The 25,143-nt window shown below is 68.9% G+C and carries 23 protein-coding genes and 1 pseudogene; 12 read left to right on the top strand and 12 right to left on the bottom strand.

The features are described 5' to 3' along the window. From OG386_RS00445 to OG386_RS00430, 4 genes are all read right to left on the bottom strand, one after another. Positions 1 to 996, bottom strand: coding sequence for an AAA family ATPase (locus OG386_RS00445; protein ID WP_328786200.1), 996 nt, complete (start codon positions 994 to 996; stop codon positions 1 to 3). After that, positions 993 to 3,158 (bottom strand): VMAP-C domain-containing protein, encoded by a 2,166-nt coding sequence (locus tag OG386_RS00440; protein ID WP_328786199.1) that lies wholly within the window; start codon positions 3,156 to 3,158, stop codon positions 993 to 995. The genes OG386_RS00445 and OG386_RS00440 overlap by 4 nt, the downstream gene beginning before the upstream one ends. After that, complete coding sequence (locus OG386_RS00435) at positions 3,158 to 3,472, bottom strand: trypco2 family protein (protein WP_328786198.1); 315 nt, start codon at positions 3,470 to 3,472, stop codon at positions 3,158 to 3,160. Before OG386_RS00435 ends, OG386_RS00440 begins: the two co-directional genes overlap by 1 nt. A gap of 882 nt (positions 3,473 to 4,354) precedes the next feature. Continuing rightward, positions 4,355 to 5,329 (bottom strand): helix-turn-helix transcriptional regulator, encoded by a 975-nt coding sequence (locus tag OG386_RS00430; RefSeq protein ID WP_328786197.1) that lies wholly within the window; start codon positions 5,327 to 5,329, stop codon positions 4,355 to 4,357. 563 nt (positions 5,330 to 5,892) lie between these two features. Here OG386_RS00430 and OG386_RS00425 point away from each other — a divergent pair. The 8 genes from OG386_RS00425 to OG386_RS00390 all read left to right on the top strand — a co-directional run bounded on the left by OG386_RS00425 (position 5,893) and on the right by OG386_RS00390 (position 13,843). Continuing rightward, positions 5,893 to 6,186, top strand: coding sequence for a hypothetical protein (locus OG386_RS00425; RefSeq protein WP_328786196.1), 294 nt, complete (start codon positions 5,893 to 5,895; stop codon positions 6,184 to 6,186). A 116-nt stretch (positions 6,187 to 6,302) separates the two neighbouring features. Further along, entirely contained in the window at positions 6,303 to 7,571 is a 1,269-nt protein-coding gene (locus OG386_RS00420; RefSeq protein WP_328786195.1) for a hypothetical protein, read from the top strand. A gap of 35 nt (positions 7,572 to 7,606) precedes the next feature. Beyond that, positions 7,607 to 7,885, top strand: coding sequence for a hypothetical protein (locus OG386_RS00415; protein WP_328786194.1), 279 nt, complete (start codon positions 7,607 to 7,609; stop codon positions 7,883 to 7,885). A 99-nt stretch (positions 7,886 to 7,984) separates the two neighbouring features. Then, on the top strand, positions 7,985 to 9,130 hold the full coding sequence (locus tag OG386_RS00410) for a hypothetical protein (RefSeq protein ID WP_328786193.1): 1,146 nt from the start codon (positions 7,985 to 7,987) through the stop codon (positions 9,128 to 9,130). Continuing rightward, the gene (locus OG386_RS00405) at positions 9,127 to 10,491 is read left to right on the top strand and encodes an MFS transporter (protein WP_328786192.1); all 1,365 of its coding nucleotides are present in this window, start codon (positions 9,127 to 9,129) and stop codon (positions 10,489 to 10,491) included. Before OG386_RS00410 ends, OG386_RS00405 begins: the two co-directional genes overlap by 4 nt. 1,140 nt (positions 10,492 to 11,631) lie before the next feature. Continuing rightward, on the top strand, positions 11,632 to 11,814 hold the full coding sequence (locus tag OG386_RS00400; protein WP_328786191.1) for a hypothetical protein: 183 nt from the start codon (positions 11,632 to 11,634) through the stop codon (positions 11,812 to 11,814). A gap of 112 nt (positions 11,815 to 11,926) precedes the next feature. Further along, complete coding sequence (locus OG386_RS00395; protein ID WP_328786190.1) at positions 11,927 to 12,160, top strand: hypothetical protein; 234 nt, start codon at positions 11,927 to 11,929, stop codon at positions 12,158 to 12,160. A 717-nt stretch (positions 12,161 to 12,877) separates the two neighbouring features. Then, positions 12,878 to 13,843 (top strand): LuxR C-terminal-related transcriptional regulator, encoded by a 966-nt coding sequence (locus tag OG386_RS00390; protein WP_328786189.1) that lies wholly within the window; start codon positions 12,878 to 12,880, stop codon positions 13,841 to 13,843. A gap of 424 nt (positions 13,844 to 14,267) precedes the next feature. On the opposite strand, the gene OG386_RS00385 is transcribed toward OG386_RS00390, so the two are convergent. From OG386_RS00385 to OG386_RS00355, 7 genes are all read right to left on the bottom strand, one after another. Continuing rightward, positions 14,268 to 15,521: an MFS transporter gene (locus OG386_RS00385; RefSeq protein ID WP_328786188.1), complete on the bottom strand. Its 1,254-nt coding sequence runs from the start codon at positions 15,519 to 15,521 to the stop codon at positions 14,268 to 14,270. Positions 15,522 to 15,777: 256 nt separating this feature from the next. Continuing rightward, entirely contained in the window at positions 15,778 to 16,605 is an 828-nt protein-coding gene (locus OG386_RS00380; RefSeq protein WP_328786187.1) for an SAM-dependent methyltransferase, read from the bottom strand. Next, positions 16,602 to 17,192 carry an NADPH-dependent F420 reductase gene (locus OG386_RS00375; protein ID WP_328786186.1) on the bottom strand — a complete coding sequence of 197 codons (591 nt, stop codon included), beginning with the start codon at positions 17,190 to 17,192 and terminating at the stop codon, positions 16,602 to 16,604. Before OG386_RS00375 ends, OG386_RS00380 begins: the two co-directional genes overlap by 4 nt. Beyond that, positions 17,189 to 18,565 carry an aldo/keto reductase gene (locus OG386_RS00370; protein WP_328786185.1) on the bottom strand — a complete coding sequence of 459 codons (1,377 nt, stop codon included), beginning with the start codon at positions 18,563 to 18,565 and terminating at the stop codon, positions 17,189 to 17,191. The genes OG386_RS00375 and OG386_RS00370 overlap by 4 nt, the downstream gene beginning before the upstream one ends. Further along, the gene (locus OG386_RS00365; RefSeq protein WP_328786184.1) at positions 18,562 to 19,779 is read right to left on the bottom strand and encodes a cytochrome P450; all 1,218 of its coding nucleotides are present in this window, start codon (positions 19,777 to 19,779) and stop codon (positions 18,562 to 18,564) included. The genes OG386_RS00370 and OG386_RS00365 overlap by 4 nt, the downstream gene beginning before the upstream one ends. Continuing rightward, the gene (locus tag OG386_RS00360) at positions 19,776 to 20,495 is read right to left on the bottom strand and encodes a 2OG-Fe(II) oxygenase (RefSeq protein ID WP_328786183.1); all 720 of its coding nucleotides are present in this window, start codon (positions 20,493 to 20,495) and stop codon (positions 19,776 to 19,778) included. The genes OG386_RS00365 and OG386_RS00360 overlap by 4 nt, the downstream gene beginning before the upstream one ends. 50 nt (positions 20,496 to 20,545) lie before the next feature. Beyond that, the gene (locus OG386_RS00355) at positions 20,546 to 20,674 is read right to left on the bottom strand and encodes a hypothetical protein (protein WP_328786182.1); all 129 of its coding nucleotides are present in this window, start codon (positions 20,672 to 20,674) and stop codon (positions 20,546 to 20,548) included. Positions 20,675 to 20,909: 235 nt separating this feature from the next. Here OG386_RS00355 and OG386_RS00350 point away from each other — a divergent pair. From OG386_RS00350 to OG386_RS00340, 3 genes and pseudogenes are all read left to right on the top strand, one after another. Further along, positions 20,910 to 21,490, top strand: a pseudogene (locus tag OG386_RS00350) (IS5 family transposase); the annotation flags it as partial. Between the two features lie 1,728 nt (positions 21,491 to 23,218). Then, on the top strand, positions 23,219 to 23,587 hold the full coding sequence (locus tag OG386_RS00345) for a DUF6247 family protein (protein WP_328786181.1): 369 nt from the start codon (positions 23,219 to 23,221) through the stop codon (positions 23,585 to 23,587). Then, entirely contained in the window at positions 23,584 to 23,865 is a 282-nt protein-coding gene (locus OG386_RS00340) for a hypothetical protein (RefSeq protein WP_328786180.1), read from the top strand. Before OG386_RS00345 ends, OG386_RS00340 begins: the two co-directional genes overlap by 4 nt. A 224-nt stretch (positions 23,866 to 24,089) precedes the next feature. Here the strand turns inward: OG386_RS00340 and OG386_RS00335 are convergent, their stop codons facing one another. Then, positions 24,090 to 24,299, bottom strand: a complete 210-nt coding sequence (locus OG386_RS00335; protein ID WP_328786179.1) for a hypothetical protein — start codon at positions 24,297 to 24,299, stop codon at positions 24,090 to 24,092. 136 nt (positions 24,300 to 24,435) lie between these two features. Between OG386_RS00335 and OG386_RS00330 the strand changes: the two genes are divergently transcribed. Next, the gene (locus OG386_RS00330) at positions 24,436 to 25,074 is read left to right on the top strand and encodes a helix-turn-helix domain-containing protein (RefSeq protein ID WP_328786178.1); all 639 of its coding nucleotides are present in this window, start codon (positions 24,436 to 24,438) and stop codon (positions 25,072 to 25,074) included. Positions 25,075 to 25,143: the final 69 nt, after the last annotated feature.

Raw genomic sequence — 25,143 nt, 5'->3', positions numbered from 1 at the left:
TCATACCGCCCCGCCGAGTTGGTGCAGGACGGCGTCGAGCAGTCGGCCAGCGTCCAGATCGATGCCGCCCGCGCGTAGGAAGACCGCATTGAGGAGCTGATCGGTCGCAAGTTCTCCGGGCGCGCGGCGGCCGAGGAACTCCTCCAGCAGGTCGTCGATGTCGTGGAGCGCCTCGTGGCCGAGGTGCGAGGCGACGATGTCCCGCAGCCGCTCCTCGTCGGGCTCGGGCAGGTCGAGACGGACGCACCGTCGGAGGAAAGCGGGCGGGAACTCGCGTTCACCGTTGCTGGTGATGACCACGACGGGGAACTCATGGCAGCGGACGCGGCCGCGGACCACCGGTGCCGGCGCGTCCGGGTCGTCAGTCCGCACGTGGACCGTGGAGTGCTCCTCGGGGAGGCGGCTGATCTCCGGAATCTCGAACTCGCCCTCCTCGAACACGGTGAGCAGGTCGTTGGGCAGATCGACGTCCCCCTTGTCCAACTCGTCGATGAGCAGGACCCTGGGCCGGTCCCGGGCAAGCAGCGCGTTGCCCAGGGGGCCGAGCCGGACGTACTGGCCGATGCCGGGTTCGGAGCCGACCGCGTCCCGGCGGAGGTTCGCTTCCCGCAACCGGCCGATCGCGTCGTAGTGGTAGAGGGCGTCCTGCAACGTCGAACGGCTATTGACCGGCCAGTACAGGACGCGGCCGAGGGCGAGCTCGTGGGCGATCGCGTGGGCCAGGGAGGACTTCCCGGTACCGGGGTGTCCCGTGACGAGCAGAGGCCGGCGCAGGTGGAGGGCGGCGCTGACGACGTCCGCGTCGTCGGGGCCGATCAGGTACGGGCGCGGGCGTGCGGTCCGCGAGCCGTCGGGCTCCTGCGGGTGGAGCCGTCGCCAGGGCGGGGCGGGCGGGAAGACGACAGAGCGGGGCACCCCATTGCCCCGGAAGAGCCGCCAGTCCCCGTCGCCGGACGGGGTGGGCTGGCCGGTGGCAGCGGATTCTGCGGCAGTCATGACGCGTGGGCTCCTTCTGGGGGGTCTTGCAGGGTCAGCGATCCGGGCCGCGGTCGCAGGCCGTGTTCCTCCCATACGAGCGCGGGGCGCGCGGGGAGCGTCTCCGGCTCGTCGAACGCCGTCCCGCGGAAGACGCGGACCCGCTCAGGCAGATCGGCGAGCGGCCCGGTGGGGTCCAGCTGTTGCAGACCGGCCGCGTTCGCGGGGGAGTCGGCCCGCCGGTCCCAGAGGACGACCGGGACACCGAGCGCCAGGCAGAGTTCGAGCAGTGCGTCCCGCTGATCCGGGGAACCGTGGAGCACGACCTGGGTAACGTCACGGTGAGTGCTCTGCAGCAGCCGCCTAAGCCGTGGCCGAGTGACACGTTCGTCGTCGACCACCAAGGGGGCCGCATGTCCGCTTTCCCAGCGCCGCCGGTGCTCACGTTCTCTGCCGCGCACCAGGTCGCTCATCTCCGGGCAGCTCAGGGTGATGCAGAACTCGGCGCCGATCGGCTGGTCGGGCACGAACTCGTTGGGTGCCCCGGGGTTCCATTCGTCGATGGGCAGATGGAGGCTGTCGCGGGCCACCAGAACCGTCGCGTGGGGCGCGGCTGTCGGGCCGAGCTCGTCCGCGACGACCTCGACGGCGTCGCGGACCCGCCGGGCCACTTCCTCGGGTGTCCTCGGCGAGCTCTCCGCCTCGTGGAGGGGGGTGTGCGTGCCGTCGGCGCGGGCGAGCAGGATGCGGCAGTAGTAACTCTCGCGTGCTTCGGTCCGCGCGCGGGAAACCTCGACGACGACACGGGAGAAGGGGGACGTCTGCCGGGCGGCCCAGCGGCCAGCGTCGGTGCGCCGTTCGGCGAGCGCCGCCGGGTGGATGCCGGTCCGGGCGGCCACCTGATCGGACCAGCTGCGCAGCTCCGCTCCCGCTTCGCTTCCCAGGGCGGCAGCCACGCATTCGACCAGGCGGAGCAGGGCCGGTACGGGCGGTGTGCAGTCCGGTACGCGCTCGCTGTCGGAGACGGACTCCAGGTGCTCGACGACGTGTTCGAGGTCGTCGGCGCAGAGATGCGTGCGGTTCAGCGGTTCGGGCAGCCAGGCGTAGCGCAGGGCCTCGCGGGCGGCGCGCGGTATGAGCGTGGGCTGCCCCTTGCAGATGCCGCGGAGCAGTTCCAGTAAGTGCTCGCATTCGTCCAAGGACAGGAGCAGGCACAGTCCGCCGGCACGGGCGCGGGTGAGGACGTCCGTCAGGCGTGTGCGCTCGTCATGGCCCGTGAGGGCCGGGGCCAGGGTGTTGCTCAGAGAAGGCAGGGCGCGGGGATGGGCCGCCACGAGTGCCGCGAGGTCGGGCATGGTCGGTTCATGGCTGTCGGGGACGGCGTATCCGAGCCGCCGTACGAGGGCGCGGGCATGTGCCGCGTAGGCCGTCCGGCCGCCGAGCAGCGACCACAGGAGCCGCTCGGTCTCCTGCTCGGCCGGGCTGCGTTCCGCCGCGGGCTGGGCCGTCGGGAGGGCGGCACCAATCTCGGTCAGGCGGGGCGGACCGTCGGCGTACTGCCGCAGGAGTGCCTCGAAGCCGCCGTCCTGGACGAAGCGATGCGCCGGGAGGGCCCGCAGGCGGCGGTTGCCGTAGGACCGGTCATCGCGAATCACCACGCCCACCAGGTGGTCCTCGCAGAACACTGCGGTTCCCGAGGCGCCTCCCCAGGCCTTGCGGCCGTCGTCGCGGAGGTCGGGCGCGGGCTCCTGGTCGAGCACGTAGAGGCCGCGGGCCCCGGAGGACAGCGGAGGCAGGACGCCGCGGAGGTGTTCGGCGTCACGACCACCTTCCGCGGATGCCAGCGGAAAGCCCAGTCCCTCGTAGCGCAGTGGGGCCGTGTCCACGGGGTGGCCCCATCGAACCGGCCCCGGTACGTCGATCTCGTCGTCCGTGAGCAGCAGGGCGACGTCCAGGTCCTGCGGATGGGTCCAGATCAGCTCCGCTTTGGTGCGGAGCGTCTGACCGCGGCCCGGGTGTCCCACTCTGACCTGGATCTCCTCCCCGTAGGCGCCGCTCTCGCCGTCCCGGAGGACGTGTCCGGCGGTGAGCACCAGGCGGGGTGCGACGAGATAACCAGAGCCGACGCGATGGCGCAGCCCCGTGGTACCGCTGCGGATCAGCACCAGTCTGTGCGGGTCCATCACTCCTCGTCCCAGGACCCGGTTTCGGTGTCGCTGATCTCGGGACTGGAGCCGCCGCGGGCTCGGTCCCGGACCGAAAGTTTCAGCGTCAGTCTGTGGGTGCGGATGGTGGAGTGCTCACCGCCCGCGCCGACGGTCGCCACACCGAAGCTGACCTTTCCGTCCCCCTTGCCGCTGTTGCGCAGTTCCAGCTGCAGCTCCAGTTCGGCCTCCTCGATGCCGAACGCGAATTGCTGCTCTGCCCCCTGATCCTGCGCCCGATAGAGCTCCTGCCGCAGTTCCTCGATCGCTGCGGCAAGACCGATCCCCGCCATCCGCACCCCCAATGCGCACTGTGCCTGCGGAATAGTCTGCCAAGGTTCGGGGCCGGTCGCCCGTGCTTCGGGGGAACGGGCGCGTCGGGGTGCGTGTCCGGCGGGTGGGCGGCGGGGCCGCGCTCGACGTCGCGTGACGTTCCCGTGCAACGACGCGAGCCCCAACGGGGGTCGGAGCCCTCGATCGCATCTGCTGGAACGGTGAGGGCTGCCGATTGGCGAGTGCCGCAGAGCACCCCTGGTAGGCGCTGGCGAGGAAGCGTGCAGCGGCGATCAGGAACACGCTGGCGTCGCACCCCGGTTCGAGGCCGATGTGCAATGGTCGTGCCCTGCCTGCGCTTGGTCGCTGCTCGACGAAGGCGGCACGGAAGGGGTGAGGGGCGCCGGACAAGGCCGTACTTGCAAGTGCCTGATGCCGGACGGTTCCGCTGCGCCCGGATGCGGCCCAGTAGGTTGCCGAGCACTTCACCGCGGCCGGTCCGGAGCATCTGTGGGCCGGGTGACGTTCTCCTCGGCGTGGGGGAGCCGTGAGGCCCTAGATGCGGTCCTTGTTCGGGCTGACGTCGTTGCGGAGCCCCCATTGCATTCCCCGAGCAGCACGGGGCCCCGGGACGCGCGCCCCGGGGTCTGGCTGTGTCACTTCGCTGACCGCCCGGTGCGGTTGATCGGCTCCTACGGCGCCGGTTCGTAGACGACGGTGGTGGTGGGGCAGTCCTCGGCGAGGCGGCGTGAGCGTGCGCGACGTCCAGGCAGAAGGGAACTGAGCCGCAACCCGCCGATCGCCTGCTTCCGGCGCATTCCGGCTGCCCTCCGAGTCGGGGCGAGCTGTTCGGGCTCCGAGACCATCCCGTGGCGGGTTTCTGATGGGATCGGGGTGTGGCTCTACAGCCACCCGCGCTTCGTCGCGTTTACACCGGCCTGGAACCTGCTGGCCGCGTCCAGTCGTTCCATCAGGCTCGACATCATCCGGCTGACCGTGCGCACCGAGATGCCGAGGTTGCGGGCCGCGGCCTCATCGGTGTCTCCGGCGGCGACCATGTCCAGCAGCGCGCGTTCCGTCGGGGTGCACCCGTTGTCGTTGGCGGGCGGCTGTTCGCCGAAGGACGTCCCCGCTGACCAGCACAGCTCGAACAGGGCACACAGGGCGGTGATGATGCCGGAGCCGTGTACCTCGATCGCGCCCTTGCGCGGGTCATCCGGGTCCAAGGGCAGGATCGCGGCCCGGCGGTCGACGATGATCATCTGGATGGGCACGGTGGGGACGGTACGCATCTGCCCGCCGTGCTCGATGAGCCAGCGGGCGTAGGCGAGGGTGTCGGGGTCGTTGCGGAAGCTGTCGCGGCAGACGGCCCGGATGGCCACGCCCCGCAGCAGAGCCTCCTCGTTGAGCGGGGTTGCGGCATTGCGGGCGTCGGGCCTGTGCGCGCCACCGGGGTTGAGGGATAGGCACTCGAACTCGGTCGTCCGCTGGAGTTCTTCCAGCCGGGTACGGACGGCGTCGAGACCTTCGAGTCGCGTGGCACTGTCCGACATGCGTGTGCCGAGGTGTTCGGCGGATATCGCCGCGATCTCGGCCCGGGTGGTCTCCACCTGGGCCAGGCGCGCCGCGAGGTCGGCTTCGGCAGAGGCCAGCAGCGTAGTGAGGCCGACTTCCGGACTGACGGGACGCAGTTTTCCCCCGCGCTGGTCGGACGGCTTGAGCAGGGCGAGCGCGGCCAGTTCGTCGAACGCGGCGCGGATCACCCTCTCCTGAAGTCCGGTGTCCGCCATCAGATCGGTGACCCCGTGGTCGGGGTGCAGCAGGGTCGCCCGGTAAACGGTCTCGGCATGGGGCGAGAGCCCGAGTAATTGCAGCATGTGGTCCCCCTTTGGTTAGGACTTGGTCAGGATCACCCATGAGCGCAACCTTCCGCATATGACAGGACGTGTTCAAGCCCGCAGGCGATCCGAGGTGGCGTCTAGTCGCCTGGCGTTTTGACGCCCGTCTGCGGCTAGTGACACCGCCACCGCCGTGGGACAGCCTTATGCCATCGAACGCAACACCCCGCAGAACGGGGTGGACGCGACAACGAAGACAAAGAAGCTGATTCTGAAGGGTGGAGTTTTCCATGTCCCGGATCGCCGCAGTCCTGCTCGCATCCGCCGCTCTCATCGTCGCCGTCGCAACCTCCGGAGCCGTCTCTCATGGAGCGCAGGACGCGGGACGTGCGTCCGCCGGCGACGGGTTCGGCTGGGGAACGGGGCAGGTAGTGGCCGATGACGGGTTCGGATGGGTGACGCACCAGATCAGGGCCGACGATGGGTTTGGCTGGGTGACACCCCAGGGCGGAACCGACACCGGTCAGGGAGCTGGCACAGGCCAGTTGATCTGACGCCGATCCCACCCGGAGTCCGACGGTGCCAGGTCACGCGAGAGCGCCATGTACATGATCACAATGCGGCTGGTCGGTTCCCACGGAACGCCTGCGGCGCCCGACGACCTCAGGGAACTCCTCACCGCCCACTTCGATCCCGTGGACCGGATCGAGCACCTCTGGACACGCGGCGACGGAGACCGGATCGACCTGGTCTTCTTCGTCCTGGCCGGATGCGAGGCCGAGGCCCTACTGACCGCTCGCGCGGCGTGTCTGCGGGCCATCGCCCACACACCACGGCTCGCGGCCTGGAGGCTGTCGGACACCGCCGACGCCGGTGACGGCCGCGAGTTCTGGTAACGGCGCAGGACACCCGCCTGCCTACCCGCCCCGCCCTTACGCATGCCTCCACCCTTCTCCACCCCCCAGGCCCGCGCGTCGGCCACCACCACGAAGGCAAGAGAGAGGAACCCACCATGCTCGAAACCGCTGACGCAGGGTCACGTACGGCGCTCGACCGCACCACCGAACGCCGCCACATCGGGACCTTCCAGGTTCCCGACGACGTCACCTCCATGGAGTTCTGCCTGCCAGGAGCGCGGCTGGAGACCACGAACGTGAGCGAGAGCGATGGCACGAACGGCGTCGTCCGGGTGACCCGCATCTCGAACGGGCCGGGCATCACCGACTACGTCACCCACGAGAAGGACTTCGCCTACTCCGCCTACGGCATCCACGTAGGCCAGGACGACCGACTCACCTTCTTCGGCGAGGGCCAGCGCATCACCGTGCACCTGATCGACTGCCGCGAAGACTCGCCCCAGCTCGGCGACGAGATCACCATCAAGATGGCCGTCTCGCCCTACCGGGTCCTGATCATCCCCAAGGGCATCGCCCACACCCTCGACGGCCTGGGCGGAGTCGTGACCCGCGACGAACCCGTCTGGTACGCCGACCAGAACCCCGACTGGGAACCGGACAACGATCTCGTGTCCTTCTTACGCTCCTCGCAGCAGGCTCCAGTGGTGCGCACCAACCGCCACGAGCTGCCGGTCGCCGCGCACCTGCTGCTCTCCCGGATGTCCCAGCAGACCAACGCGCAGGATCAGGGCGCCTACGCCGCCCGATACCGCGTTTCCATCGGCGGCAACACCACCTACGCGACGCTCAGGCCGTCGTGGCGGGCCGCCGAAACGGGGAGCGACATCCACCCGTGGGCCTCACGCAACAACTTCGTGTTGACGGGCCCCGAGTCCTTCACCGTCGTGCCCTCCACCGACAGCTGCACCTCCGACGTCCTCGAAGTGGACCTGGACGGCAGCCGGGCCCAGGACAGCCCCGACGCAGGCGAGGGCAGCGCCGGCGGCCGGTTCGTCCGCCACGAATACTCCCGCCGCCGCCTCACGTGGCTGGCGGGCAGCACGGACGCGCAGATCGAGGTGGTGACCGCGGACGGCGAACACTCCGTGATCCGCCTCGGGGACCCCACCATCGGGGTCCGCGTCCCCCCTAGTACCTGGTACCGGCTCACCGGAACCGGCCGTGTCTGGCTCCGCTCCGAGATGGAACTCCTGGACCTCGAACCCTGGGCCCTGGACCACCCTCTCGGCCGCGACGTCACCACCACCGATCCGTCCGATGCCGGCGCCAGCAGGCCCGAGCAGGACAGCGACCGCTACCTGCCCGGACCGGCTCTCCATGCGCTGGCGCGCATGGAAGCCAAAGCAATATCGCTCACCCGCTGAAACCCCACCGAAGAACCCACCGAAGGGAACACATCATGTCGATCACCAGTGTCCAGACCGCCGCCTGGAAGACCGAGCTCGCCGCCATGTCCGGTGACGTCACGGACCCCGCCGCCCGCGCTGCCCTGGAGAGCCTGAGCTCCGCGCTGGAGCCCTACTTCGAGACCCCGGAGTACTTCCGCAGCATCCTCGGCAAGATCGCCTCGGCAATGATCGACGCCGACACGGAGGAGCAGATCACCTCGCGCTCCTTCGGCGACCTGGCGGAGTTCAAGGCCGCCCTCCCGGAGGGTGTCGTCGTCACCACCGTCTGATCACCGCGGTAGTCGTTGGGGGCGGGTGCACCGGTCCGGTGTACCCGCCCCAGGCACGCGCGACCACTTCGGATCCCAGCACTGCAGAGAGGAACGTCCATGTCCGCCTTCCCCAAGCCGCACCTGATCATGACCAAGACTCGCACGATGGGTGCGGACTCCGGCCTCCCGGGAGCGCGGCACATCCGGTCCTCCCGCAACGACCGGCCGTACCACTACATGGTGCACAGCCCGCACTTTGCGTACGAGGAGTACGCGGTGCACCTCGGCCAGTACGACCGGCTCTCCTTCTACGGCCCGGCGGGCGCCGGACCCGTCACCGTCCACATGTACGACTGCCGGGCGGACTCACCGGAGTACGACCGGAAGCTGAAGATCGATGTCCCGGCCGACGGATCGTGCGTACTGGCCATCCCGCCGGGCTACGCGCACTGGTTCGAGCAGCTCGGCACCGTAACCACCCGCAACGACTACTCCCTCCACGCGCCACAGGACCCCGCCTCAAAGTGGTCCCCGCTCGACGACAACGCCACCTACTCCGTCGCCGACATGGACCGCGCGCGCCCCCGGACCGTCGCCAACACCGTCGAGCTGCCGACGGCGGCCCAGTTCCTGATCTCCAAAGTGGTGTCCCGCAGCTGGCTCGGCGGCGCGACCGAGCAGGGCGTCGTCGCCTCCGCCGAGATCGGCGGCGAGCTCCACCGCTACTTCATCGACCGGGACCTCACAGGGCAGCAACCCGTTCTGCCCGCGTCGGAACTCGCCACCGTCACCACCGGGATCGGCTCATACCAGTCGATCCGTGATGACTCGTACGGCATCGGCTCCAACGTCGAGAACGGGCTGGCCGACACCATGGTTTACGACATTCCGGCATCCTGGCCGCAGTATTTCAGCTCCCATCCCCATCTCACTCTGAAGCTATCCCCCTTGCTGTACGACAATCCCGAGATGGACCTCCAACTCGTCGACCGCCGCGCGGACTCTCCCACCTTCGGGGCCAGCCAGATCCTCCCCTTCCCGCAGGACTCGCGGGCCGTCCTGACCATCGAACCGGGTGTGCTCATGCGGGCCCGAGGCAGGGGGACGCTCCACTACCGGGTGGAGTACGAGGTCCACGACTCCCGCGGCGCGCGCCTGCCCGAGCTCTTCGTCCCGGTCCACGCCGACGGATTACTGCCGACCTTTGACGCGCCGGGTGCCGCTCTCGCGGGCAACGTCGTCCGAGAGCTGGCCTACCAGTGACGACGACCCAGCAAGAGCCGAAGACCGGCCGCGCCGTGCTCCCCACCGCGTCACGCTGGCTGACGCTGCTACTCGTGGTCTTCGCGGTGCTCGTCACCTCCCGTTCCATGAGCGAGGGCATCTACGACATCGCGTTCGCCAACCTGGCCCTGGACCTCTCCGGCCTGGTCAGCACGGTCGGCCTGGTGTACTGCGTGGGCTACGGCGTGGAGGTCATCGCCTCTATCGCGGCCGGCCCCCTGCTAGACCGAGGTAACCCGAAGACCGTCCTGGTCGTGGCCTACCTCGTCAAGATCGGCGTGTTCGTCCTCATCGGCATCGGCTCCACGTTCCTCTCCTCCCACCTGTGGGCGATCGTCGTCGCGGCGGCCACGGTGGACATGGTCCACCACATCGGGGAAATGGCCCTGTTCGTGCTCATGCCGCGGATCCTCGACGCCAATACCCTCGTCCGGGTGCAGGGCATCGGCGCAACCATCCGCTCGTCCGCCGAACTACTCTCCCCGGTCGTGGCGGGCCTGGTCATCGCCCTGCTCCCCGGGTCCCAGGCCCTCCTCGTCGCCGCTGGCCTCCAGGTCATCGCCCTAGCCGTCTTCGCTACCTTCATCACCGTCGTGGCCCGACAGCCAGGATCCGCGCACCCGAAGTCCGTCCACGCGCAGGGGTCTGACGCCGCGACCAGCGTGAAGACCGCCAGCGCTGCGCCCGAAGAGGAACCCGCCCCCGCCCCCCTCCCGTCCCGCCGCGCGGTGGCGCGAACCCTTGCCACCAGCCCGGCCTGGCGCCGCTTCCTCACCTTCCACGCCCTGACCGTGCTCGCCCTCTCGACGGTCATCCTTTCCCTGCTGTCCCTCATGAGGGAGACCTTCGACATGTCGCCGGCCCGCGCCGGCTCCTTCCTGGCGTTCTCCACCATCGGAGCCATCATCGGTGGCCTCGTCGTCGCGAAGGCCGGCCCGGAAGGCATCTACTCCAGCCTCCGCTGGGCTACCGCCCTCGCGGGCGCCGGCACCCTGACGGCGGCACTACTCGGCGGGACACAGTGGATCCTCGCGGGCGCCCTCGTCCTCTTCGGTCTCGGCTTCACCGTGTACCTCAGGTCGGCCGGACTCCTCGTTCAGCTTCGCGCCCCCGCCGCCTTGCTCGGCACCTGGCACGGGCTCCTCGACGCCGTCATCCGCGTCGTCAGTGCCGGGGCGATCCTCGCCACCGGCTTCCTCTTCGACCGCTTCGGAGGCAGGCCCGTCTACCTCGCCTTCGGCACGCTCCTCCTGCTCACCGCAGCCTTCTGGTCCACCTTCGGCACCCAGGACCAGCAGAACCTCGGCTCGACCCCCCTGCACCCCGCCCCCGCCCCGTAAAGGTCTACGCCGGTGAGCCGCTTCGTCGGCCACGGTTGAGCACCGCGCCGAGGTCGGCGACGGCGTCCCAGTCCTGGCATGCATGCCGGGCTGGGTGGCCCCCGGGCAACCACTATCCGGCCCAGTCGGGGGCGAGCCGCGGCGCCGGCCCGCCAGGTTGTGGATCGCGTCGGATGAGCTCCCCTGATCCAACGCGATAAACGACGCGAAACGGGCGGCCGCTGACCGGGGACGCGACGTCGCCGAGGACCCCGAAGACCGGGGACTCATCGTGGACGTGCGGGTCTCGAAGGCCCCCCGCGCATGGCCGAGGTCCCGTTCGGCTCCCGCGCGCACTTCTGCCCGGTCCGCGCGTGGCGCCGCTGGAAAGAGGACGCCCGGCTCGACGACGACCCGGACGGGTTCCCGTACCGGCGCCTGCACGACCGATGGGAAACCCTCCTGCAGGGCGGACTCGACGCCGAGACCGTCGGCGACATCCTCACCCGCATCGGCCCCCGCCGACCCCGACATCTGGCCCACCGGCCACCACCCCCGCCGCGGACCGGTCACCGATTCCGCCCGCGCAGGCAACCCCGACCCCGTCCGACCGCCCGGTTCACGACCATCAGGAACGGACCCCTGCGCCCCGTTCCCGCAGGTCAAGCGGTTCAGAAGAGGGGGGCGAACCTGTTCGCGAGCGCGGTCACGACGACCACGCCCACCAACCATGCCGGCAGCACTGAGCGCTGCACGCCAGACCAACGCCTTCACCCGCCGCCGGTACCGCTGGCCGGAGGTAGGGGACGCCGAGGTCTGCGGCGCGGCCGCAGTAGGATCGGACGTGTCGTTTCCTTCACGCGATGGAGACGATGACAGAGAGCCGCCACCCGTCAAGGGTTGACATTGCCCTTCTCTTCTAAGGTTGCGGGCGGCGGGTGGGTCTCGGATAGGCGGTGAGTCGCCGTCGACCCCTGTGAAGCTTGCCTAAGCCCATGTGGCGGACGTCATACCCCCTGTGAACTCCGTGTCCGCGGGTGAACGCGAGGAAGGGGCACCTGAGTTGACGGGGCGGCGATCGGAGTGCGGCCGCGATGCGGAACCAGAGGCCGAGACTGTGCCCACTCGTGACGCCCCGGCCGGCACCGCGTTGTGCCGGGCATGGACGAGATGCTGGACGTGCTCCTCGACGGAGTCACCGAGCCGCGCCTGAAGCTGATCAGCGGGGACGAGGCGAGGGCTTTGATGATTCTCCTCGGGATGCTCGACGACGACGCGCAGTCCGAGGAGGTCCGTCGTGCTGCGGGGGAGATGCGCTTGCGCCTCAGTTCCCGTCTGGGCTGAACCCGAGCTGCTGCGGCGCGGAACGTGGCCGGGCCCCGACCCGGGGTGAGGAGGTCGGGGCCCGCCGACGCGACGGCCGCATACCGTGTTCGGTCAATGGCGGAAGGCGTCCTTGAAGTCTTCCTCGGCCTGGCGGGCCCTGCCCTTGGCCGGGATCGCCACCTTCGTCATGCGCGGCCGCGAGTACCTCCTCGCCCTGAAGGTGGACAAAGAGCTCCTGGCGGTGCACACGCTGCACTGGTCGGACGAGATCCCCGACCCCCACCAGGAGATCCCCGACCTCCCCAAGGCCGGGAAGGTGAGCGCGGGGGAGATCCGGGCGGCGGCGTCGCACAACGAGGCATGACGGGAGGCGTGAGCCGCCCCGGCTGGGTCGCCATAGACACTGTCGAGGATCCGGCGTGAGACGCGAGCCAACCATTGAGGCTGGGCGCGTGGTGCATCAGTCCGGGCCAGTACCCCCATGCGGCCAGGACGAGCCGAGCGTCCGACGATTCCTCTGCGCTGATGCCTCGTGCCAGAGGCGGAGATCCTCTGAGCAGGTCCCGGAGGGCCTGACTCATCGTCATGGCCGGGCGACCGAGCGGCTCCGCTCGCTACTGGGTGCGATCGGGCCACCCTTGCCGGCCCACCGGGGCCCGGCTCGCACGGCAGACGAGGATCACGGCCCGCACGACACCACTACGCCGAGAAGAGAAACCAGCCCGACCCGCCGGCCGTCCAGCCGCGGGCGGTGGGCGTTGACGACTTCGCTCTGCGCAGGAGCCATGCCTACGGAACGGTGGTGATCGACGCCGAGACGCACTCCGTGCCGGACCTACTGCCCGGCAGGACACCGAAACGCCGACACCGTGGCTCGTCCGGCACCGGAACCCTGGACCAGTGGAAGAAGCAGCCCATCGGCCGCTACGTGTCCCCACCACGGAACTCGTGCCAGACCCGAAACAAGGTGTTAAGGCCAGGCTGGTGCCTGGCTCCATCTGCTCTTGAAGACTCCTTCACTTACAAGTGATCCTCATCGGGCAGGTTTGTTGATCACCTCTTTGGGGGCACGTTGCTTCACTTGCTGGGGCTGTCGAAAACGGCAGAGACCGTCTACCTGTCGATGCTCCGTCATCCGAAGCACAGAGTGGCTGGACTGGCGGCGGAAACGGGCCTGCGCGAGGCAGACCTTCGGGCAGCCTTGGACGAGTTGGGGCAACTGGCGTTGCTGCGCCCGTCGGATGATGTGGCGGGGGGCGTGCGCCCGGTGAGCCCGAGCGTCGGACTGGCTTCCCTCCTCGCTTCGATGGAAGCGGACGTGGCCATGCGGCAGGCACAGGTGGAGACGGCGCGTGCCGCCATAGCCGTCATTGCAGCGGATCACCAGATGGAGCAGAGCGGAGAGGGAGCCGTCGTCCTGCAGGGAATCGATGCCGTTCGAGCCCGTTTAGAGGAACTGCAGCGTTCAGCACAGTTCGAGTGCCTTTCGCTCAATCCGGGGGGCGCCCATCGACCGGACGCCAGGGCTGCAGCGACGCCTCTCAACGAGGAGGCATTGCGTCGAGGTGTTGCTATCAGAGCAATATGCCGGGATAGCTTCCGCAACGACAGCGGCACACTCGCCTATGTGCACTGGCTCACGCATCATGGTGGGCGGATGCGTACCGTACCGATCGTGCCGCTGCAGATGGTCGTGATCGATCGGAAAGCCGTGGTACTCCCTCTGAACCCGCAGCAGCCCCGAGACGGGGCCCTTGAAGTCCGCAGTCCCGGTGTGGTGGCACTTGCCCAGGCCCTCTTCGATCAGCTCTGGAACGTCGCTGCTCCGTTTGGCGAGTCGGCACAGGAGGACGACCACGGCCTCACCCCGATGGAACGTCAGCTGCTGGAGATCATCGCCGCTGGCGACACGGATGAGGTGGCGGCGCGCAGCCTGGCGGTGTCGCTGCGCACGATCCGGCGCATGATGGCCTCGTTGATGGAACGCCTTGAGGCCACGAGCCGGTTCCAGGCCGGGGCCCAGGCCACGAAACGAGGCTGGATCTGAGCCCCTGATCCGAACAGCTGCTGGGGGCCAGCGGCCGCGCATGGCGCGACGCCGGCTGGGTTGCGCCCCATGGCGCCGCGGCAGGCACCCACCCCTGAAGTCCCGTGTACCAGCGTGGGAGCGGGGGCCATCGGATCGTGCCTGAGGTGCGAGCTGTGGTGGCGGACGCCGGTGCGGATAGACCCCGTCAGCGGCCCGGCCGCACGGCTGCCCTACGTCCCGTCGGCGGCTCCCGACACCGCCTGCGCTCCGCCACACGCGGTGGTGCAGGCCCAGCAGCACGTGAAGCGTCACTGGGCGCAGCGGTAGCCAATCGTGACGGCGGAGGCGTATGAGGGGCGGACGACGTACGAGTGACCCCGCGCGTGAACGCTGCGGCACGGTGGCTGCTGAGGGCGCGTGCGTGGTGGTGCACCCTCGAACATCAGACCTTCTCCTCAACCGTTTGCTTGATGGGGAGGGCTGCTGCGATGCGATCGTTGCTGAGCCAGTGGAAAAGGACCGGCCCGAGAGCGACGACGACGGCGCCGGCGATGATGAAGGGCCAGGACAAGCCGAGTGCGCGGGCCAAGAGACCGCCCAGGACCGCTCCCAGGGCGGATGCGCCGGTCGACAGCGTACGGAAGACGGCAATGACTCGACCGAGCAAGTGGTCCGGAATGAGCCGGGCCCGCAGGCTCACGGCGATGACCGATTGGGTCACCACGACGAATCCGTCCAGCGCCATCAGGGCGCTGAGGACGACGACATGGTCGGCCAGCCCCAGGGCGACGGTCGCCACGCCGGACACGACGGTGGTCCAGAGCAGGGTCGTACCGGGGCGCGTGAGTTTGCCGATGCGGTCGCCGTACACGCCGCCGAGGAAGGCTCCGACCGCACCGCCGGCGAGGACGAAACCGAAGACGGAAGGGCTCGCGTCGAGACGTTCGACCACGGCCAGGGAGATGAGGCTGTAGGTGGCCGAGCTTGCCAGGTTCCCCACGCCGAACAGCACACACAGGGCAACGAGTAGGGGCGAGCCGGTGAAGCCACGCACTCCCGCTTTGAGGTCTTCCGCGAAGGTGGTCGTGGCCCTGCCGTGCGCCCGCTTGCTGCGCGTGAGGGGAAGCACGGTCAACAGCACTGCGGCCACGGCATACCCAGCCGCGCCCAGGGCGAAGGGAGCGGCGACTGCGAGCGCGAAGAGACTGCCGCCCAGCGGGGGACCGACGAAGTTGTTGGCGACAGTGTAGGTCGCCTGGAGCCTGCCGTTGGCCCGTTCGAGCTGATGGTCCTCGACGAGGGTGGGCACCAGCGCCGAGGAGGTGTTGTCATACAGGGTTTCGGCCAGGCCGAACAGGAACGACAAGGCGTACAGCAGGAGGATGTGCACGTGCCCGGTGGCCAGGGCCACGGCCAGGAAGCCGACGCCCAGGGCCCGGGCGGTGCTCGCCATGCGGAGCAGGAGCACGCGGTCAACACGGTCCGCCAGAGTTCCCAGCGGTACCGAGAGCAGCAGCCACGGCAGGTACTGCATGGCGGTGATCGTGGTGATGGCCAGGGGGTCGCGGGTGATGGTCAGGGCGACCAGTGGCGTGGCGGACAGCAGCATCCCGTCGGCGAGGTTCGACGTGGCCGTGGATGCCCATAATCGCCGGAACCCGCGCCAGGCTGCTTGATCGTGTGTCGAGTCTGACATCGTCGTTCTCCCATGACGAACTTGTACGGTCGTGCCGTGACGCTACACGCGGCTCTTCGGGACCACCGAAAGCGTCAGGTGCCTGCTGGCCTAAGGCTTTCGTTGCGGCACGACCGTTCCGGGAGGCGCAGGGACCCGGAACGGCTACTGCTGGTTGCGCAACGGCGGTGGCCACAGGTCCACGAAAGTGATCGCACAGCTGCGTCCCGGCGATGGGGTCGTGGCCGCAGGACGGGCGGGAAGGACCGGTCCGTAACTAGGCGGCCATGGTCTGCGCGAGGCGACGGACGAACTCCTCATCCAAGTCGAAGTCCGTGGACGGGGGAAGGTACAGCGAGGAACCGTACTGGAAGACCCGAGCATCAGCGGCCAGCCGGCCCAGCTCTCCCCGCGTGACCTCCGCGTGGCGCCCGGGGGCAGAGGCGGAGAGCACGGCGTAGTAGGGGTGCTGTGCGTCGAAGGCGTTCAGCAGGTAGTCCTGCAGCAGTACCAGGTTGTTCGAGCTCCACGGCGTCTCGTAGTCGACGCGGGCGTTGCCGACCGAGGCGGGGTGGTAGATCAGGACGCCCAAAGTCGGGTCGAGCTTGACCCGGTACATCAGAAGACGGTTGGAATCGATGACGGTCGTGCCGCGGGACAGGTAGTCGACATCGAGGTCCGTGGCGATGGTGTCGAAGCTGGAGACACCGGGGATCACCTCGACCTCCAAGCCGTCGGTGTCGCGCGCGATCTGCACGAGGGTGCTGGTGTTCGACACACCGAGGTGCGGGGTGCCCGGCACGAGGTAGGCAACGCTCCGGTGCTCACGAGCCAGGTCGAGCAGGGCGCGAAGGATGGCGTCGTAGTTGTCCATGTCGACTTCGTTGAGCTGGTAGAGGTGGGAGATGTCAATGATCTGTCGTCCGCCCACGTTCGACAGCCACTGCTTGATGCCCGGCCAGGTGGCCGAGTACACGACGGCATCGGCCGAACGAATAGCCTCCGCTCCTGCGGCGGTGAGGTCTCGGGGAGGCAGCATTCCGGTCCCCACCACGATGATCCGGCGGGTGCAGTCGGTCGGCCGCCCGGGCGCTGTTGAGGTCATGACGGTGACTCCTGTGAGATCAAGTGACGGATGAAGGCCGAGCTTTCGAGGTGGGTGGCATGAACGAGCGGCCCCACGGGCACCGGACGCAGTGCAAGGCGGCGCGCCAGATCCTCGACGGCCCGGGCGGCTGAGGCCTCGTCCGTGGCATAGGGAACGGTGCTGACCGTGTCGGACCGCAGGCTCGCGACGCTCACCGTGTTGAACGCCTTGACGACCCGGGCGTAGGGCAGGGCACGGGCTATGTCGAGGCAGCCGGCCCCCGCCGTGAAGGGGGCGCTTGGCGCCGGGCTCCAGGGGTTGGTCGCATCGACGATCGTCCGTCCTGCGGCGAAAGCGGGGAAGCGCCGGCTGAGACGCACTGCCACGGGGTGGGGAACTGCCAGTACCAGCAGATCGCTCGTCGCCAACAGCTCGGCCATGCTGGTGAGGAACGAGGAGCACCCGGCCAACTCGGGATGGACGTGGGCGCGTGCTGCCGCGCCTTCCAGGTCCCGAGTCGTTGCCCGCACCTTGATCCCGTGTCGTGCCGAGCGGGCCGCCAGGGCCAACCCGAAGGGGCCGGCTCCTATGATGCCGACATTCATGGCAGTGCCCCTGCTTCCTGCCGGCGCGTGACCGACATGGCGTACCGATGAGCGCGTTGGACGATGTGCCAGCAGACCTCCAGCTCGGCCGCATCCCGGGGCGCCCAGATCAGGAGCGACCGTTCGTGGACGACGTGCCGGGCGAGGAGATGGGGCAGAGCCCACCCCTTGGCGAGCAGTTCGGCATGGTCCTCGGGGCTGAAGACAGCATGGAGGGAGCCATCGTGGGGAGGGTGGAAGTGCAAGAACTCCGTCCCTGCCATGAGCCCGTGCTGCCCGGGATCGCCGGTCACATGGAAGGCGACGCTGCCGGGGATCGCCAGAAGTGTGCGCTGGACACGGACCCCCGGCAGCTGTTCCGTGCGCCGGATGAGTTCGTCGCGGGCCCGAGGATCCCCGTTCTGGGATATCTGCTGTTGCGGCACCTCGAGGGTCGTGCGCGGGACCGCGCCCAACCGAGGCGGTAGGGGATCGGTTATACCGCGACCTCCCCCGATCCGCTCCCGGAACACCACCGAGTCCGGCAACTCATGGAGGATGCCCATCAGTTCGGGCTCGGCCAGCGCGAGACGCAGCGCACCGAGATTGGCCCGGACATGCGCCACGTCGCCCGAACCGGGTAGGGGGACGACATGGGGCCCGAGCTGCAGAAGCAGCCTCAAAAGCAATTGTCCAGGGGCGCTACGCCCCAATCGGTGGGGTACGTGCCCCAAGACGTCCGACAAGAAGACACGCCCGTGGTCGAACGGCTGGTGCCCCAGGAAGACGACTCCGGCGGCAGCGGCCGTGTCCAGTACCGCAAGAGTGGACGAGTCCACCTGTTGCGGGGACAACCGGTTCTGCACCGACGCCACGGGCCCGGTGCCCAATGCATGCGTCAGCTGCCCGGCCGATACGTTGCAGACGCCGACCTCACCGATGGAGCCCTTGGCACGCAGGTCCCACAGAGCGCCGAGCGATTCGTCGAGCGGCACCCGGGGATCGACACCGTGGAGTTGCACAAGGTCGAGACGCTCCCGCTTCAGGCGGGCGAGCGACGCATGGACCTCCCCGACGAGTCTGGACGGCGTGGCGTCGAGAACCCAGCCGCGGTCGGCCCCGCGGTGCTTCCCCACCTTCGTCGCCACGAGCGGCGGGTCGGCCCAACCGTCCAATGCCCGGCCGATGATCTCCTCGGACCAACCGGGACCGTAGGAGCCCGCAGTGTCGATGAGCTCGATCCCGCTGTCGCAGGCCACACGCACCATGGCGACCGCGCCGTCGACATCACGCGGGGGACCCCAGACGTCGGGGCCACAGAGCTTGTTGCCGCCCAGCCCGACGCGATACACCGACCGCAAGTTGCCGATGGTGACGTGCGTAGCGACGTTCACGGCCCATCTCCTAACGATGCGTCGGTGTCCGGCGTCCTCAGCCGGACAGGGAGGGTGACGAGCGAGCGCCCCAGGGCCTGTTCGGTCCACGCAGGGGCGGATCCAGCGAGGTCCAGTCCGGCCAGAAACGGCATGAGGGCCCGGAGCATCTCCGCCATCTCGATGCGCGCCAACGTCGCCCCAAGGCAGTAGTGGCGGCCGTGGGAAAAGCTCAGGTGAGGATTCGGGGCTCTTTGCAGGTCCATCAGGTGAGGGTTGGGAAAGACACGACCGTCCGTGTTGCACAGCCGCAGGAACACAGCGATGCGCGCTCCCTCCGGCAGCACAGTGCCATTGACCTCGATGGGCTGGCGCGCCGTGCGTGCCACCACATGGGCGGGGGAGTACAGGCGCAGCAACTCCTCGACAGCCGTATGCAGGACCTCCGGCCCCGCTCTGACGAGCGTCCGCACGCGGCGCGGGTCCCACAGGAGCGCGAACACGATGTTCGCGAACAGGTTGGCGCTGGTCTCGAACCCTGCCAGAAGCAACAGAGAAACAGTCGCACGCACGAGCGCGCGATCGTTTCCGCACGCCTCCTCGATACGTGTCAACATCCGATGATTGATTCGGCCTGCCTCCACAAGGAGATCGGCCACCGATTCCAGCTCGGAAGCCACTCGATCGAGGAAGCCACCGTCCTGGTCTCCAGTCGAGCGAACACGGGCAGCCAGGTCCACCACACCCGGGACCGCCGCGTCCTCGACGCCAAGAACACGGCAGAGAATCTCCACCGTGCACGGCACGGCGAAATCCGTGATGGCGTCAGCCGTCCCCTGCCGGCCGAGCTGTGCCATGAACGCTGCGGCTCGAAACTCACTGATCGTCTGCAGCGGCGCCTTCTCGATCGCCCGACGCGTGAACTCCACATCGAACGCGGACCGCAGGCGCCGATGAGTAGGGCCGTCGAGGAAGACGAAGAACCGTTCTGCGAGCTGGTTCCACCGACTTCCGGTGGTCGGATAGTCGAACCGCGGCTCGGCGTGAGGGTCACGGAGAATCCGAACTGCCTCGGGATGCCCGGTCACCAAGAACTCTCCCCGCGAAGTACGCGCGATGGGCGGCGCGGACGCGAGAGCTTGATAGGCAGTTTCCGCGAACACATCACCAGGATCCTCGGTGAGGTCGAAAACCGGCAGACGGTCATGCCGCGTGACGAGTGTCGTTTGGTTCACTTGATTGCAAATCCGACGAGGCTGCAGCGAAAATTATCCCCGGCTGCGGGGAGAACCGGATTGACGCGGTGCTCCGCCTGACCGTTGATGATTACCAGACGGTTGGGGCGTGCGGCGTAGAAGCGGCCAGCACCTATTTGCATGCGACGCTCCTCGGCCGGATCGGTGCGAAAGTCCGGCCCGATCACGGCACCGACGGCCTCGTAGTCCGGCTGGCCGCCGTCGTCGACCGCGGCTTGGGTCTGGGCTGCGACGCCGAGCTGGGAGTCGCCATCCATGACCATGAGCTCGCCACCCCAGGACGAGTCCCAGCGCGGATGCAGGTAGTAGATGTACGCACCGCTCACCTGATCGGTGTCTGCATGCCAGAACAGGCCGGCACCAGCCCCCATGGCCACCACCTTCCCCGTCAGGATGCGGCTCCCCACCACGTCAGCGCCCGGCCCCTTACTCAGAGGCGCTTGCGCGCTGCGCAGGTTCTCGACGAACGAGCCAATGAGCCCCAGGCCCGCAGGCGTCGACTCCTTCTCGCCGCGCAGCACCCCCGCACTTTGAATAATCGGGAGTCCCGGCGGGCCATACGGCTTGTTCCATCCAGTGCCATGGATAGAGGAGTAATCAATGTACTGAACGCTCTTGCTCAAACGCCGAAAGGCGTCCTGATCAAGAAAGTCATCCACCACCAAACAGGTGTTGTCACTGTATGTGACGCGCATCAGGAAGAATCCTTCCGATTCAGGACGCCTTCAAGCGTCATATCATGAGGCTAGGAAATCCGAGAGAGGACGTCCGCCGGGATCGCCGACAGGCAGCGCGGCCAAAGCAGGGCCTCGATCTGCTCGTCGGAGATCTCGATGGTCCCCATCTCGTTCTCGACAATCACGTTCTCGTTCATCCGTGACACCTCTTCCCGTAGTTGTGGCAGTGCGCCGTTTTGGTGGCGCCCTCTCAGGAATAAGAATCTTCGATGGCGATGCCGATGTCACGGGGTATCGAAGGCGTCAACGTGCCAGGCAACTCACTGCCACAAAGCAACGGGTGACCAGGACGGCACTACCCATCGGACGTACACCCTGTCCCCAGCCACGCCGAGCCACAGCCAGCGTCGCCCCATGACCGTCGACCTCACCGCCGGAGTCTGGGGCCAGCTGCACGAAGAGATCATGTACCGGCTCGACGACGCCGGTCTGCTCGACCTGTCCCGAGCCGTCCTCGACTCCGCCCACGTACGGGCCAAAAAGGGGGCGAACTCACAGGCCCGAGTCCCGTGGACCGGGGCAAGCCGGGCTCCAAGATGCACGTCCTGTCGGACGCGGCCGGACTGCCCCTGGTCGTCGGCGTCTCGGCCGCCAACGCCCACGACAGCCAGGCGCTGAAGCCCATGGTGCTCGGTCACCAAACGAGACATGACCCCCACCGCGGCCGCCACTTCAAGCCCCAGCGCCTCCATGCCGACAAGGCATACGACATACCTGAACTGCGGAGATGGCTCCGCGGCAAACGGATCGGCGTCCGCATCGCCCGCAAGGGCATCGAGTCGAGCGAACGATTAGGGCGTCGGCGGTGGGTGATCGAGCGGACGATGTCCTGGCTGACCGGCTACCGCCGGCTCAACCACCGCTACGAACGCCATCCCCGCAACTACCTGGCCTTCCTCGGCCTGGCCGCAGCCATCTGCTGCTACAAACGCTTCCTCAACCTCACCATGTAGGACACGGTCTAAGCATCCGCGTCGATCCGCTCCCGACTCACCAGGGACGGGGGCGTACTGGTGGCGCCGGCGGGAGAACCTGATCCGCTCCGGATGGCTTGTCCGCCACCTTGACAACGACGGCCGGGGCAGCCGCATGGAGATCTACCCGGTCGACCAGAGTCATGTCGACGCCAAGTACAGCCGCCCCCTGAGCGACCGGTCCATCACCGTCCGGTAGATCTGGCCCAACCTCGTCCACGCCTGGGCCGCCCGGGAGGTGCTGCAGCGCACCGTCCGGACGGCGGCCGCCCTCGCGCAGAGCGACTCCGATTTCCTCGACCGGCTGCGCGACGCGGGCCTGCGTGTACGCGAGCGACACGGCGACGACGGCACCCTCGTCGGGTACTCGGTGGCCCTGCCCGGTGACCGGGCGGACCGCGGTTCCCGTCCGGTGTGGTTTGCCGGTTCGACCCTCGCCTACGACCTGTCCCTGCCCCGGGTCCGCGAGCGCTTCACCCCACACGTCGCCCCCCCGCGGACTGGGCGCGAGCGGAGCACCGGATCCGGGAGGCCTCCGCACTGCTGGGCCGCGCCGGACAAGCGGAGGGTGCCGGTGATGTCGCCGCACTCGGCGACCTCCTGGCCGTCGCAGCCGCACACTCCCGGCGCTTGTCCGAGACCGGGTCCGGGCGGCTGCCGATGCTTTCGAGCAGGCCGCCCGCGCCCCCGGCGCCCGGGCTCTGGAGGGCCGCGCCCCGGCTGGCGGGCCTCCACACGGGCGTTGGAGCACGCGCCGCGTGTGGCCCGGGGTGGCGGCGCCGCGGTGGTGCTGACGCTCCTGATCGCGCTCGTGGAGGCGGTGGAGGGCCGCTGCCTGGCATCGCGCGCAGGAGTTCCGGGCGCAGGCGAAAGCCGCCGCCGAGGCGGCCGTGCGGGTGCGCGAGGCCGCCGGCCTTGCGGGTACCCCGCCCCGGCCGCCGGGGACGAAGTCCCGTACCGGCCGGGTGACGCGCACCGCGGGCCGTGGCCTGCAGACGGCCGGACCCGATACCGGTGCACCGGCCCGCCCGCGTCCCGGTCAGAGTCCGCCGTACCGGCCGGGTCCCGCCCACACCCGCTGACCACCACCCCCAGGGAGTCCTTGCTGATGACGTCCGGATACCCGCCGCTGTCCGAGCCGGTTGCCAGTCAGTCGGTCTTGGCGGGGGCTGCGGTTCTTGCATATCGGCGGCCGGCGGCCCCCGGCGGCCGGCTGTGCCGGGTCCGGTGCGGTGTGGGCGCGGCGGGTGTGGTGCTGCCCGAGCTCGTAGTTGGCGGCTGTGGGGAGGTCCGGGGAGGGCCGGCCTTGAGGAGGGCGGCCTGGACGGGGTGGATCGCGGCAGCATGGTGGATGGCACCGTGTGCGGAGGAAGGTGCCACCATGCGGTCAATGTCAAGTGCGCTTGCGTTTGTGGGTGGGGTGAGGCAGGCTCGGTCCATGACGACTGCCCCCCGGCCGCCCCGCCTGGCGCTGGATCCGGATGAAACACGTGAGCTGGACCAGCTCACACAAAAAGTTGAAGAGGCTGCGGCCACGCTGGACCAGGCACGCGCTGCCCTGAGCGAGGCCGCTGGACGGATTGCTGCCGGCTACGAGCGGGGCGGACCTGCCGCGGTCGCCGCCCAGGTCGGGTGGTCCCGCCAGCACGTGTCCACACTCGCTGCAGCTCACCGCCGCCGAGACTGCGACGACCAGCAGGATGCCGCGTGAGTACCGCAGCCGAGCATCCGCACGGCTGGGCCCCGCAGCCGCCGACCACGGTCGAGGAACTGCGGGCCACACTGACCCGCATCGCACCGGACGCGGTGGCCACCTTCGACGCCGAACGAGCAGCCGCCGTCGCTCGCGCCCGCGAACAGGTCAGCTCCGCCCCCATGCACCGCTTCCTACGGCAGTGGGCCCTGCAGATTGCCATCGAGCGGCATCCGGAACTAGCCGCGCGGCTGCGCCACCTTGAAGCCCGCGCCGCGCACGTCACCGACCCAGAGGACGGGCGGATGATCGCGGCCGAAATCGGCCGGATCCTCGACAAAGCCGCGGCCGAGGCCGGCCTGCCACACGGCGGGGAGTCTTGAGCAGCTGGCGGTGGGAGTACGACCCGGATGCCGAACACGTCGTCAAAGGCCTGCCCCACCACGTCATCGCCGAGGTCGAGCGCCTGGCCCACGAACTCGTCGCACTCGCCGACGTCGGCGTGGACGTCACCGACATCGGTGACGGGGCTCGCAAAGGCGTCCCCGGAGGCCTGCGCCGCATCCCCCTCCTGACCGACGGATGGTTCTACGCCCTTCCCCTGCCCCGCCTCCACCTCATCGCCATTGTCCGCGTGATCCCCCCGTACACCGACATCTGAGGGTGCTCAGAGGCGGCCTGCGGCACCCACGCGTCTGACCCCGGCGCCTCCTACCCAAACGCCCTGTTTCTCAGCGGTTCTGAGGACATCGCGCCCTGCTGATCCCGGGATCAGTACAGGGGCGTGTCATTTCTGGTCAGCGTGCGGAAGCGAGCTCCGCTTCGGATGCTGGCCGTACGGCGGTGGCGGACGCCCCCGCTGGCGCCCACTGGCAACTGGGCGCTTCACCGCCTGAAGAGCGCGAGCAGGCTCGCCGCCACCCCCAGGGTCGTGGCGATGGCCACCCCCGCCCGGGAGACCGCAGCCGGCACCGTGGCCCCGTCCGACCGGGCGAGCACCCCAGCCGCGACGGCCGCGAGAAGGGCGAGCAGCAGTGCGACGAGGACGGCCATGCCGAAGAGCACGTCCCGGGCGCCGAAGGTCACCATCATCATGGAACTCTCCTTCTGTGGAGGGCGGTTCCGGCTTGTCCGGCACCGCCCGTGACCACCACCTTCCGCGTTCCGCTGTGCGCTGCTGTGCGGGCGGTCCAGAATGAACAGTCCTGAACACCCGGAGGTTCGAGGGCCGATGGACGAACAGAGCCCGCTGGCCAACCTGCGCGCGGTCCTGCAGAGCGCCAAGCTACGCAAGCGACAGACGGCCACCTCCGTGGCCGCCCTGTCCGGGCTGAGCCGGACCACCGTCAGCCAGGCCTTCAACTCCGAGTCGGTGCCCAGCAAGGAGACGCTCGCCGCCCTCGCCCCCGTGCTCGGCCTGAGCCTGGAGGCGCTGCTGACCATGCGGCAGGCATGCCTCACCGTCCCGCCGCCAGACCGGACCCGGCCCGCCCGGCGGGCCCCCGCCGGGGACGCCGACTTCGAGACCCGCTACCGCAACTACCTCAAGACCCGGCACGGCAGCCTCACCGTGGTCGGGCTGGACCTCCGCGGGCCCGCCGCGTCGAGCTGGCCGCTTGACGCCGCATACCTCTCCCTGGAACTGTCCGAGCCCGACGGCCGGGGCCAGCGGGTGGAGCGCGCCGAGCGGGCCCTGCGGCGCAGCGGCCCGACGCTCATCAAAGGGCTGGCCGGCAGCGGCAAGACCACCCTGCTCCAGTGGATCGCCTGCACTGCGGCGAACGGGAAGCTGACAGCCCCCGACGAGCCCCGGCGTTCCCTGATCGGGTGTGTCCTCTCAATGAGATTGAAGCAGCCTCCCGAGCTCTAATCCTTTGACCTGCGACACTTCATAAACTGAGAAGATGATCTTTGTTCGTAATTCTGGCGTTGCCAGGGT

Origin of the sequence: Streptomyces sp. NBC_00273 (genome assembly GCF_036178145.1) — a bacterium.
In the GTDB taxonomy this organism is placed as follows: domain Bacteria; phylum Actinomycetota; class Actinomycetes; order Streptomycetales; family Streptomycetaceae; genus Streptomyces.
Note: the sequence above shows the minus strand (reverse complement) of the source record. Positions and strands in the feature narration are given on the sequence as shown.